Genomic DNA, 13,039 nt, shown 5'->3' with positions numbered 1-13,039 from the left:
CCAGTAATTTATTTTTAGCTAAACGGATTTTCATGACTATAAAAACAAAAATAACCAATCATGTATTGCTCTGCGCTTTACTACTATCACCATTTATAAATGCTGCACAAGAACCCATTCTACCTACTACACCTGAGCAGTGGCGCAGCATAACAGAGCGCGATATTAACGCGGCTTATAGTATTACTGCACAAAATCATCCTGGTATGTTTGATGTTAATAACCCAACTTTCCCTGATTTATTAAAACAAGCAAAAGCAGAGGCGCTTGCACTCTCGTCACAAGCGAGCGGTCCGCAAGCTCATGTAGCGGCAATTGCACGCTTTAGCACTGTGTTACAAGATGGTCATGCTGGTGCGTTTTCAAGCGTAGATAGACCCGCGCGCCGCTGGCCCGGCTTTAGAGCTGTATGGCGAGGTGATGCGCTAAAAGTGTATTACAGCGAAACCAACAATATTAGTAAAGGCGACGTTGTAAGCCAATGTGATGGGCAAAGCACTGATACCTTAATGCCTGAGAGAATATTTAAGTTTCATGGTGAAGTTGCACAACCTGGGCATTGGTGGCAGCAAGGTTGGCGGTTACTCATTGACGAGGGCAATCCATTTTTAACTCCTCTAAAAGAATGCGAATTTGTTAAAGCCAATGACGATACCTATACACACGTATTAAATTGGTCTGTGAGGCCTAAGTCAGCAAGTAAGCATTTAGAAAATGCCTACAACGGTGATGAACTCCCCATTGATTTAACGTGGCCTGAAAAAAACATTGGTTGGATTGCTATGCTTAGCTTTTCATCAACCGATAAACAAACTACTGCCTACAATAAAGTGTTTGAAAAAATACAACAGCAACGTAGCAAGTTACTTACTGCAAAAGCCGTGGTATTAGATTTGCGCCATAACCAAGGTGGCTCATCTTATTGGAGCTCACAAATAGCAAAAGGATTATGGGGCCAAAAAGTAGTAGAGCAAAAAGCAAATAATACTTCTCAAAACACGCAAGTGTGGTGGAGAGCATCAAAAGATAATACTGACTATGTATAGTCTTTATTGGACGTTGTAAAAGATCAATCCGAAGTACTGAAAACTCTCAAAACCGTCTCTACTGGCATGGCTTTATCACTTAAAAATGATGATCCATTTTATGTAGAGCAAGAAACTAATACGCTAAATAACATACCACAAAAGCCTTTAGTGAGTGACTTTAAAAACAAGGTGTTTGTTATAGTGCCGCCGCAATGCGCCAGTGCTTGTTTAGATGCACTTGATAAGTTTAAGCTTTTTGAAAATACAACGTTATTTGGTGCACCAAGTAGCGCTGATTCTATGTATATGGAGGTACGCTTAGCCGATTTACCTTCAAGCTTGGGGAAAGTGATTGTGCCAAATAAAGTATATGTAAATAGAGCGCGTGGGGCAGGGGATTTTTACAAACCCGATGTGGCGTATAAGGGCCTTGATTGGACAACCAATGTGTTGCTTGAGCAAATAAAAACGCTATAAAAAAAGCCGCTTGTTGTAACAAGCGGCTTAACCTTCTAACTAGGAAATAGTTTAGAACGTGTAACGAGCACCAATTGAGTAACGAGGACCGTATTGATTAGCAAATAAGAACTGCTCTTCGTAACGTCCGTAGCCTTCTTCGGTTGCATTGTTTAAGTTTATGCCATCAAAAAATACCGTTACGTTTTCGTTTACATCGTAGTTAACGCTCATATCCCATTGGCCATACGCTTTAGCATATTGCGGAGGCGCATCAGCTGAACCTTGCGCTTGGCCTACACCAATTAGGTATGAGTCGCGCCATGCGTAAGTAATTTTCACTGATAGGCCGTCTTTTTCGTAAAAACCTTGAAAGTTAGCTGAGTCACTTAAGCCTGTAAGCGGTGCTTGTTGATCAAGGCTTTCGCTATTAAATTCAACGTCGCCATCTACAAACGTCGCGTTTACACCAACACCAAAACCGGTTTCACCAATTAAGTGCTGAACAGCAACTTCAAAACCATCTACCGATTTACTGTCGGTGTTTTGTGGTTGACTAATATTCCATGTAATTAGCGGATCGTCGCTGCTTGGCTCAATAACGCCATTTGCATTGCCGTAACCGCTGGCAATCATCTGTGCAAAAATAGCGTCGGTTGTTGCTTGCTCACCACGTGATTCAATATCGCTTACGGCTTGTAAGTAACGAGGGCCGTTTAAAATATCGTGCAAGCCATCAATAGTAGTTTGCGTAATGGTGGTTTGAATAAAGTTATCAACGTCTTTTTTAAAGTAACCAACAGATGCGTAGCTGCCTTCTGCGTAGTAATACTCAAGTGATAAATCAAGGTTTGTTGATTCAAACGGCAATAAGTTTGTATTACCTTGGCTACCTGTGCGAGAACCTGGTTTTGGGCTGCCTGTTAAGCTGCGGCCACCGGCTAAATTACCCAGTGGTGCACGCGACATTGTTTTACCCCAAGATACGCGGGCTACTACGTCTTCAGTTAAATCAACACTTACGTCGATTGAAGGCAGTAAAACATCATAATCACCTTGTTGCTCTAAGAAGTTATCATCGCCGCCAGCAGCGTATTGCATGATCCACTCAGAAGCACTGATCCAATTAACTTGATCTTCAACGCGTTGACGTACAGTACTGGTTACGTCTGTTTGCTCATAGCGTAGGCCTGCATTTACTTTTACGTAGTAGTTACTTACGTCAAATTCCCAGCTTGATTGAACATAAAAGCTATTAGTGATTTCTTCTACATAACTTTCGCTATCTATGCCATCCATATAGGCATTAGCTGCGTATGCATCGCCGCCTGTTACATCTGCTGTTAAATAAGCAATTTGGCGTGCAACAGCTTCATCGAAGTCATACGTGTAGTAGTAATTAGGTTGTAAGTCACTACCGCCGCCAGCAAATTGGTCTAAAAGACCCGATGTATCGTGACGGGTAAACATGCTATCTGGGAATATTTCTGTATACGACGGGTTAAAACCAGGGCCACCTACTAAACCACTCCATGCGGTATAGCCGCCGGTGTTTTGCTCAGTACGTGATGCGCCAAATTTAACTTTAACTAAACCAATGTCGTAGCTTTCGTTATACCACGTAGTATGTAGTTGTAACTGTTCAATGTTTGACTCACCCGGTGAGTGAGTAAACTGACTAAAGTTTGAGTCAATTTCGCCTGGTGTTAGTTCGCTTGTGCCGTTTAACCAGTTAACTTGAGCACTTGGAATATCGCCTGTGCGGTAATCGTAAATTTTATTAGCAAGCTGATCTGAGCCCAAAATCACTTGGCCGGTACTGCCTAGCCCGTCATCGGCGCCGTTGTCAGTCTCATTTTTAGAGTCGTGGTAATCAAGCTCTACGTGCCATGTGTCGTTAATTTCCCAATCAAGATTTAAACCAAGTGAGCGTGCTTTTACTTCTGTAGTACCTTTATTGGCTGTGAATGACGCATCGTTACCGCTAATATCAGCATAAACAGCTGTACCATTTTCATCTAGTTCGTAGCCATTAATATTGCTACCAAAGTCGTTCCAAATACCCCAACCAATGCTCTGAGAACCTGTAACTGCTTTACTTGCAGTGTAATCAAGTGTTGCTACAAAGCCATCTACCGGTGCATATTGAAAGGTAACTTGTCCGTTTGTACGTTCACGTTCTACATCTTCAATAGCGTAGTTCATGTCTTTAGGGAAGTAGTAGTTACCTGCAGGGTCTGTGCGGTTATCAACTACGTTGCTGCTATCTAATTCAGGTAAGTCTACGTTTGCCTGCCAGCCTTGAATATTGGCACTTTGTTTTTGAAAGTCACGCTCTTGGTGCGAAAATGAAAAACCAAAACCAAAAGTGTCATCTACAAAAGTATTGCTGTAAACAGTAGAAAACTCTGGTGTTACGTCATCGCCAGCTTCGTTTGACGAGTCGTGATTTGCTTTAACGGTAGCTGAAAAGTTTTGACCCGGCTTTTGAAAAGGGCGCGCGGTAGAAATATTTACCGTTGCACCTAAGCCACCGCTTGGTACGTCTGCACGTGCTGTTTTAAATACTTCAAGCGCACTTACGCCCTCAGAGGCAACGTTTTCAAGATTATATGAGCGTGTATAACCTGTGCCTGGCATTTGGCGGCCATTTAGGGTAATTAAGTTAAACTCAGGACCAAAACCACGTACAGTAATTTGGCTACCTTCACCGTTTGCACGACTTACCGATACACCGGTAATACGTTGTAATGATTCTGCTAAGTTGGTATCTGGGAATTTACCCATTTCTTCAGACGAAATGGCATCAACAATGCCAGAAGAGTCGCGTTTCATATCCATAGAACGAATAAGTGAACCACGAATACCTTTTACTTCAATAACTTCTACATCAGATGAAACGTTTGTTTGTGCTTCTGCCGCAATAGCTGTGTTTAATGTGCTCGCAGCAATGATGAGAGACACAGAAGCCGCAAGTTGGCTCTTTTTAAAATTGAATGTGTTCATAATAGCTCTGCTTTATAAAATGTTGTTCAAGAGAGGAGGTGCAGTGTAAGCACCTAGAATTTGTCAGTGAAATCTTAATTATGGGTTTGAAACTGTCACATTATCAACACGATATGTTGCGCCAGCCCCTTGGCCCCAATTAGGAAAAATCATTAATACATCTATTGCACTTACATCTAAACCGGCAGCTGATAAATCAGAAAGCGTATAAGTATATGTTTGCCATTCGTTTAAAACAGGGGCAATGCCTTCAACACTTTCAGTAAGTGCAAGCTCTACAGCAGAATCACCTTCGTTTGACTCAACTTTGAAAAACCATGGGGCATCGGGTGTGCTTGGCATACTCGTAACTTTCATATCAAACGTAATTTGACCAACCGTTATGATAGCGCTTGCATCAAATGCCTCGCCGCTTCCACCAACAGATGTGCGGCTATTAAAGCCCATTACGGTAGGCGTATCATTTATTGTAAATTCTGCTGTTATACCATGCTCTTCATCATCCATTACTTCCACGGGTGTTGAGCCGCTACAGCAGTCCCACATTGGCCAATCAAGATTTTGGGTATCAGAGAACACATCAAGTTCTGGGAAATCTTGAGTTATTTTTACATCATCAACTCTATAAACAGCACCATTACCAGTGCCCCATGCGGGGAAAATCATAACTACATCAATAGCACTAATATCTAAGTTTGCTGCAACAAGATCGGTTAATTTAAATGTGTATGTTTGCCATTGACCTACAACAGGCGCAATACCTTCAACGCTTTGGGTAATAGGCAATTCGGCTGCAGTAGGGGCATCTCCTGCGCTTTCAAGCTTAACAACCCATGTAGAGTTTGCATCAGCAGGTGCGCTAGTTACTTTCATTTTAAATTGAAAATACCCTTGTGCTAACAGGGGGGTTGCATCAAAAGGGGAGGCTACACCAGCTTCATCAGTAATGTTTGCCGCTCTTGAAATAAAACCGTTTACAGTTGGGTTTTCACCAACACTAAATTCAACTGTATTACCTTGCTGTTCATCAACAACTATTGCAGGAGTTGAACCTCCGCAACAATCCCACGCAGGCCAATTAATATTAAAAGAATCACCAAATATGGTTAATGGAGTAACTCCTCCAGCTATAGGAACTGGTGCATCACTCTCAAGCAAGGCATCGTCTAAGCTATCGTAACCTGGGCGAATGGTTTCACAACCTTTACCTGTATCAGGGTTTGATGCACATTGATAAACACGTACATAATCAATAGCAAAGGTTTGGCCGTTTTCAAATGCGCTAGCATCTATACCTAAATCATTAACGTTTTCAGGCCAGTCGCCACCTACGGCAAGATTTAATAATAGGTGAAAGTCTTTATCGAAAGGAGCGCTATCCCAATGCGTTTCAAGCTCGCCAGAACCTTGTTCAAAATACTCTGCAAACCAACCACGATGTTTTAAGCCTGCAGGCTCACCTTTTGAATTATACAAAACTTCTGATTGGCGCTGCGTTGCGTAAAGGTAACCATCTACGTACCAACGAATTTCGCCTTCTTGCCATTCAATAGCGTAGGTGTGAAAGTCATCTGCTGGGTTAGTATCTTCAGGGAATTTGTATTCTTGCCCTGTGTAGCTGTTATCTGGCCACGCGCGTCCGTAATGAAGAGTGCCGTGAATGCTTGACTCTATACCGCCGTCTTCATCCGGTGTTTTAAGGTTTACTGATTCTAAAACATCTATTTCGCCAGAACGAGGCCAAGTACCATAAACTTCATCAGTTGGCAGCATCCAAAATGCTGGCCAGCTACCTTGTCCTGATGGAAGTTTGGCGCGCACTTCAAAGCGACCATATGTAAAGTCGGCGTTGTAACGCGTATTTAAGCGCGCTGAAGTGTAAGGTTTTTCTGCACCTTCTGTCGCTGGTAGGGCAACAATGTTTAACACACCGTCTGCAATAAATGCATTTTGCTCACTATCGGTGTAACACTGTTTCTCGTTGTTACCACCGCCATCGCAGTTTAATTCATAGTTCCATTTGTTTGTATCAATGGCAGAGCCTTCAAATTCGTCGCTCCAAACCATTTGCCAATCTGATACTGGCTCAGAGGCATCTACATTTTCAAAATTTGATTTAGTGGCAGAGTCGCCACCACAGCCAGCTAACGTAACTAGAGAGATAGCGGCAAGTAAACGTGTAATGTGCGTTGTTTCAATGTTCATAACTGAACCCCGGTTTCAACAGATTATTGTCAGATTAATTGTTTTTCATACTGTAAGCGCTTACATTTTTGCATTGTGTTTTGTAAGCGCTTACAAATGATATTGTGCAGTGCGTTAATGGTCAACATATTTGTTTATTTTATTTACAATTAGTTTACGGTAAGACCAGTTTACCAATTGAGCTACTCATAAAAAATAACATTATATTAATAGATTAATCTCATTTAAAAAGATTTTAAAGTGGTATTTTCAACTCTTTTTTTGACTGTGGTTGAAAGAATATATTAATTTTATAATTTGGTATGCATTATTAAACCTCTAAAAACTGGCTTTTTTTTAGGCAAGCCGGTTACAAATATTATCAGTTATTTGTTTTTAAATGGCATAACGAGTAATCCCCAAAGGGAGGCGTTTTGTTTTTGGTTTGGGTATTCTTTTAAACCAATATCGATGTCGTAATCTGCTTTTTTTGCTTCACTTTTGTAGCTACCAAATAATTTATCCCACCAAATTACACTAAAACCATAGTTTGAGTTAGTTTCATTAACTACTTGGCTATGGTGAATTCGATGCAATATTTGCGTCATTAATATTAAACGCAGTGGTTTTTCAATGGCATTAGGTAGGCGTATATTTGCATGATTAAATAGTGCTAAACCATTAAGTGCTATTTCAAAAATAAGTACCGCAATAGCAGGTACGCCAAGAGCAGTTACTGCAATGAGTTTTATTAGTATGCTCAGTACAATTTCGATAGGGTGAAAGCGCAAGCCCGTACTGGTATCTACATGTGCATCGGCGTGGTGTACACGGTGCAAACGCCATAAAATAGGCACCTGATGAAATAATCTATGCTGCCAATAAATTAATATATCGAGTAAAAGTATGCTCAATATAATAATTAAACTGCTTGGTAGGGCTATTTGATTAAATAAGCCAATGCCGTGCTCTTGAGTGTAAAGTGCGATAGCGGTTAACCCAATAGGGGCCACTAAGCGCGCAATAACTGATGAAGCAAACACTAAACCAAAATTAGCAAACCAACGTGTACTGCTTTTAATAGGTGCTTGGCGAGCAGGCTTTTGCCATTCTAGCAGCATCATAATAACCAAAATGCAAAAAAAGAACCCTAAACGCCACCAAATTTCATTACTCATTGGCTTGTGTAACCTCATCAGCTTCTTGGAGTTTTAACGTGTTATAACCACCATGTATACGTGTAAAAATAGTAATAGCGCACGCAGTGGCAAAAATACTCGCCATTATGGCAAAGTGCTGCGGCCAAATACAAAAGGCAATAAACAGCGCTATGGTTTCTGTGCCTTCGGTTAAGCCGTTTAAGTAGTAAAAGCTTTTGTATTTAAATTGCGGTTTTTCGAGTTTAAATTTTTCGGCGGCTATGGCAAAGGCTAAAAAGCTTGAGCCTGTACCAATAAAAGTTACAAGTAATAACGATCCTGCTATCGAGTTTTGCTCAGGGTTTGCCAAAATAAAGCCAAGCGGAATAGCCGCGTAAAATAAAAAGTCGAGTGTAATATCTAAAAAGCCGCCGGCGCTTGAACTTAAATTAGCATGGCGTGCTAGTGCGCCGTCAAGCCCATCTAAAATGCGATTTAAAGCAATGGCAGCTAATGCGCCGTACCACATTTCAAAAGCAAGTAATGGCACAGCGAGCAAGCCAATTAAAAAGCCAAATACTGTTAGCTGATCGGGTGTTATGCCGCATTTATGTATCAGCATTACCACAGGCTTTAACAGTGGTTTTATTACAGGGGTGATAAATTTATCTAACATAGGGTGCCTTGTGCGCTTAAAGTACAGTATTTAAGGTGAAAAGTTTACCGTTTGCAGCGTCGTAATCGCTATGATCGTGCGTTACCATAATGGCAGGCAGTTTATGTTGGCGTATTTGGCTAAACACCAGTTCACGTGTATCAACGCGCAGTTGCGTGTCGAGCTTACTAAAAGGCTCATCGAGTAAAATAGCTTTTGGCTCACTTAATAACAGTCGTAATAGCGCAACGCGTGCTTGTTGGCCGCCCGACAAGCTATCGGGATGGCGATTGGCCATTCCTTTTAAACCAACTTGCTCAAGTGCGTGTGCTATTTTTTCAATGCGTTGTTTTTTATCCCCTTTGGGCATAGCAAAAGCAATATTACCCGTCACACTTAAGTGCGAAAACAATAAAGCGTCTTGATACAGTACGCCAATATGGCGTAAATGCGTGGGTAAATCATTTATATTTTTACCGTTAAGCCACACCTCTCCAGTGGCTTTAAAGCCACTGGGTAAAGTACCTGTAAGCCAATTTAATAAGCTTGATTTACCACTGCCCGATGGGCCCATAATTGTTAGAATTTCACCGCCATTAACTTGCTCGTTTAAGCTAAGTAGTCGCTCATTTTGGCGATAAAGCTGACAATTTTTAATCTGTAAAGATGACTGCATTAAAAAACCTTTAACTCAATACTGTTTAATATAGGTACTTTACACTCGTGCACTTTTAAAAAAGTACTTAGGTAAAACCCATGCCAGTATAAATCCAATAAGCGGGAGTGCCATTTGCATAATAGCGTATACGGCACTAGTGCGCCTACTTGCGCCATTTGCCAGGGTAACGGCTTCGGTTGTTATGGTGGCTATACGCCCGCCACCGGCTAAAAGAGTTGGTAAGTATTGGCCAAAACTGATCGCTAACCCCAATGCGGCTGCAATTAAAATAGGTGCAAATAACTGCGGTAATTTCACCTTAAAAAACACTTTGCTAGGCGCTGCGCCCAAACTTGCTGCAACGCGCGCAAAGCGAGAGTCTAACCGCCTATAAATGCTCGCGAGTGACAAAAATACGTAAGGCAAAACAAACAGTAAATGGGTAAACACCACATTAAAAAACGCGGCTTGGTTATTTACCCATTGTTGTATCCATACTAGGCCAAACAAAAAGGCAATACTGGGTACTAATAGCGGTAAGTAAATAATTAAACTGGTAAAGCGAGAGATGGGTTTGTCGCTTAACTGCTCCGACTCTAAACACAATAAAGTAACCGTAATGGCAAATACCGTTGTTACTAAACCAATAGCTAGGGTATTAAAAAGCGGGTTGCTCATTTGCATTAATGCACTGTTAAAATGCAGTAGTGTAAATTGCTCAGGGAGTGCATCGGGAAAGCGCCAAAAGCCGGCAACCGACCACAAAATAAGGGCAATTAGCGAGAGTAAAATAAAACCGATCACTAAAGTAGTGAGTATTACCGTTAGCTTTTGCCAATAAAATCCGCCGTATTCGCGCACTCCGTTAGTGAGTGAATCGCTAAATAATACTTTTATCGCTTTTTCGCCGCCAAGCCAAAGCGCAAGTAGCCCACCCGTGAGTGCCAGTTGTAGCAAAGCACCGGCTGAGGCTTTAATACGTAAGTTTAAATCGACATCGTTAAACCAATGCATAATAGCTACCGCTAATGTTGGCGGTGTATTTGGGCCTAAAATAAGTGGCATTTCTACACTGGCGCTGGCATAAGCGAGCACAGCTAAAATAGGTAAACGCAGCAGTGGGTAAAGGCTAGGGAGTATTACTTTAAAAAAGGCGGTCATGGGGCAGTAACCCAAATTAAGCGCAACTTTATGTTGCTGGCGTAATTTTTTGCCAAGCTCAGGCTGCGCCAGTACGCCTAGTGCCATTAATAACAAAAATGGCAGTTCTTTAAGCGTTAACCCTAAAATTATACTAATGCCGAATGAGTCATGCGGAAATAGGCCGTTTGGTGCAAGTTCCCACCCGCTTAACCAAGGCGATATAATTCGCGAAATCATGCCTGAAGGGGCAATTAAAAAACCTACCGCAATAGCCGCTGCAGCGTGTGGGATCACTAAAATAGGGCTCAGTAAACGCTGAATGCGGTTAAGCCAAGGGCTGTTAAAAAAAGCGGCTAAAATCATCAAAGTAATAATAAAAGCAAGTAAGGTACTTATTAAACCGGTGCCAATACTTAGCATAGCCATATTTACTAGGCCGGGTGTTTGCCAAAGCATGGTAAAGCCTTGCAAGCCAAATGTAGTTTGATCAAGTGCAGGGGCATAACCAAAGGCGGGTAGTAACACACTAATTAAGCCGCCAAGTACGGGTAAAATAAGTAAAACGAGTAAAAAGCGTGGGCTTAATTTTACTATTTTACTAAACATATCATGGCTTTTACGGGCGTGAGGCCCATGGCTTGTCGCCACTTTATTGCTAACAACATTCATTGGCTTACCCCATAGCGAGTTTGCCAGCCTTGCATTATGGCATTTACCCAGCTTGGGTGTGGCTCGCTCAATGTGCGCTTAATACTGTTAAAAGGCAGTGCGCTTGGGTGCGGTTTAGCTGTTTTAAACAAGGCTTGCTGATCAGGCGTTAGCCTTGATTGAATAAGTACGCTTTTATCGCCCCATATATGCGCTTTTTGCTTTTGAGCTTGCGCCTCTGGGCTTAATAAAAAGTTAGCGACTAATTGCGCACTTTGCGGGTGGCTTGCATTGTAAGGAATAGCCACAAAGTGAGTATTACTTAAACTGCCATCAGCCATTGCATAGCTGCGAATGCTTTTTGGTAAATCGTAGCGTTTAACGGCTGCGGGCACTTCGGGTGCTGAAAAGGTAAAGGCAATACTTAGCTCGGTATCGTCTACTAAACGGCGCATTTGCGCGCCACTTTGCATAAAGTGCGTGCCACCACGCCAAAGCGTAGGGTGTAGCTTATTTAAAAAGTTCCACAATGGGGTTAATACTTGTGCTGTGTTGTTAGCGGTAGCCGCTTGGTTTAACTGCGCTTTAATATTTTCGCTGCTTTGCTGATGCAGTATTACTAAGGCGTATTTTAAAAAGCTCATCCCTAAAAAATCAGGCGGCTTTGGGTAGCTAAAGCGCCCCGGGTTTTGTGTGCTCCAGTTTAATAATTCGTTTAATGTAGTAGGGAGTTTATTGTTTGTTTGTTCATTTATTGCAAGGCTGTCGTAATAAAAGGTGAGCGATGCTTGCCCCCACGGTGCTTCCATACCGTTTGTGGGTATGCCAAAGTCAAAATTAACTGCAGGGTTATTAGCGGGATCTGTGTATGCAAAGTGTGGCAGTTTATTTGCCCACTGTTTTAACAACAATGCGTGCTCGCTCATAGTGGCAAAGTTAGCGCCGTTTATCCATACCAGATCAACACTGCCTTGGTCATTATTATGTGCTGATTTTTCGGCCAACACACGGCTTACTGCTTCGCTGGTGTCGCTGAGCTTTACATGCACTAAGTTAATATTATATTTAGTTTTAACTTGCTGGGCAGCCCATTGAATATAGGCATTTATTTGCGCGTCGCCGCCCCAGGCATAAAAGTACACGCTTTGGTTATTACCAAGCGTTTCAATATTTTCCCAGCGAGTGAGTAGTTCTTTACTCATATTATGGGCGCTGTTATTAGCAAAAGTACTTAAGCTTGTTATTAAGCAAACGCAAAACGCGACACAGTAAACACTGTATCGCGTAGCTGTTTGCCAAAACTTACTGGCGTACATTTAAATCCCAGCTGTAGTCTAAAAATTTTACTTTCATGTCATTATTTCTAAGCGCTTTTTGCTGAGCGGGTACTAGTTTAAGTGCATCGCTATATTGCAAAAAAAACTGCAGTAGCGTGTCTGCACCTCTAAAACCTTTTTCAAAATCATCGCCGTACCACTTAAATATTGAAGACACGCTTAGCGTATTTTCTTGAGCCATATTGCGTGTCATATCTGATAAAAAGCGCACTGTTTGCTCTTGCAATTGGCTCACTAAATCAGTGGCTGTATAGGCTTCTTCTCGAAGCGCTGGGCAACCAATACTCGCGCAATTTACTGCAAAGTGAATACGTGGGTCGTTGTATCTACCGCTGCCACGTATTAAACCATGCTCTATATCATCAAGGCTGCGAGTTTTGCCAAGTAATGGCACAAACTCTTTACTCCATGGTGAGCTAAAAAAGCTCCCTAAGTCTTTAATTGACTTAATATCAGGGTACTTAGTCAATATAAGTTCAACAGTCCACGCATTATAAGCATTGATTAAAAAAGCGAGTTGCTTAGGCTTTTCCCATGCGTCAAATTCGCTTTGCGTTACAGCCGTTAACGAATCTAAATACGTTTTTAGCTGTGCATGCTCACGTTTTATAGCAGCGTAATCAACCTCAGTACTGTGATTATGATTAATAGCGACAACATGCTTATTTAATAATGCATTCCAGCTATCGTGCATGTTTTGGGCTTGGGTCGAAAATGATGTTGCAAACGATGTTACAACTAAAGCCGAACCAAGTAGCAATGCTTTTAGAGGTGTTTTAAACATA

8 protein-coding genes and 1 pseudogene are annotated in these 13,039 nt (G+C 41.7%); 1 reads left to right on the top strand and 8 read right to left on the bottom strand.

The genetic code is table 11. The features are described from left to right. Positions 1-32 precede the first annotated feature (32 nt). A pseudogene (locus GQR53_RS09360) lies at positions 33-1,505 on the top strand (S41 family peptidase). 51 nt (positions 1,506-1,556) lie between these two features. On the opposite strand, the gene GQR53_RS09355 reads toward GQR53_RS09360, so the two are convergent. From GQR53_RS09355 to GQR53_RS09320, 8 genes are all read right to left on the bottom strand, one after another. Further along, positions 1,557-4,490 carry a TonB-dependent receptor gene (locus GQR53_RS09355; protein WP_165743765.1) on the bottom strand — a complete coding sequence of 978 codons (2,934 nt, stop codon included), beginning with the start codon at positions 4,488-4,490 and terminating at the stop codon, positions 1,557-1,559. 78 nt (positions 4,491-4,568) lie between these two features. Then, positions 4,569-6,695, bottom strand: coding sequence for a glycoside hydrolase family 16 protein (locus tag GQR53_RS09350; RefSeq protein WP_165743764.1), 2,127 nt, complete (start codon positions 6,693-6,695; stop codon positions 4,569-4,571). A 365-nt stretch (positions 6,696-7,060) separates the two neighbouring features. After that, complete coding sequence (locus tag GQR53_RS09345) at positions 7,061-7,852, bottom strand: sterol desaturase family protein (protein ID WP_165743763.1); 792 nt, start codon at positions 7,850-7,852, stop codon at positions 7,061-7,063. Continuing rightward, the gene (locus GQR53_RS09340) at positions 7,845-8,489 is read right to left on the bottom strand and encodes a CDP-alcohol phosphatidyltransferase family protein (RefSeq protein WP_165743762.1); all 645 of its coding nucleotides are present in this window, start codon (positions 8,487-8,489) and stop codon (positions 7,845-7,847) included. Before GQR53_RS09340 ends, GQR53_RS09345 begins: the two co-directional genes overlap by 8 nt. A 16-nt stretch (positions 8,490-8,505) precedes the next feature. Next, the gene (locus tag GQR53_RS09335; RefSeq protein WP_010553632.1) at positions 8,506-9,144 is read right to left on the bottom strand and encodes an ATP-binding cassette domain-containing protein; all 639 of its coding nucleotides are present in this window, start codon (positions 9,142-9,144) and stop codon (positions 8,506-8,508) included. A gap of 39 nt (positions 9,145-9,183) precedes the next feature. Then, complete coding sequence (locus GQR53_RS09330; protein ID WP_165743761.1) at positions 9,184-10,938, bottom strand: ABC transporter permease subunit; 1,755 nt, start codon at positions 10,936-10,938, stop codon at positions 9,184-9,186. Further along, positions 10,935-12,233 (bottom strand): ABC transporter substrate-binding protein, encoded by a 1,299-nt coding sequence (locus tag GQR53_RS09325; RefSeq protein WP_165743760.1) that lies wholly within the window; start codon positions 12,231-12,233, stop codon positions 10,935-10,937. Before GQR53_RS09325 ends, GQR53_RS09330 begins: the two co-directional genes overlap by 4 nt. Beyond that, the gene (locus GQR53_RS09320; RefSeq protein WP_165743759.1) at positions 12,220-13,038 is read right to left on the bottom strand and encodes a DUF547 domain-containing protein; all 819 of its coding nucleotides are present in this window, start codon (positions 13,036-13,038) and stop codon (positions 12,220-12,222) included. The genes GQR53_RS09325 and GQR53_RS09320 overlap by 14 nt, the downstream gene beginning before the upstream one ends. Position 13,039: the final 1 nt, after the last annotated feature.

Source organism: Pseudoalteromonas sp. Z9A6 (assembly GCF_011378805.1).
Taxonomy (GTDB): Bacteria; Pseudomonadota; Gammaproteobacteria; order Enterobacterales; family Alteromonadaceae; genus Pseudoalteromonas; species Pseudoalteromonas distincta.
The sequence above is the reverse complement of the archived record's forward strand: the minus strand, read 5'-3'. Positions and strand labels throughout refer to the sequence as shown.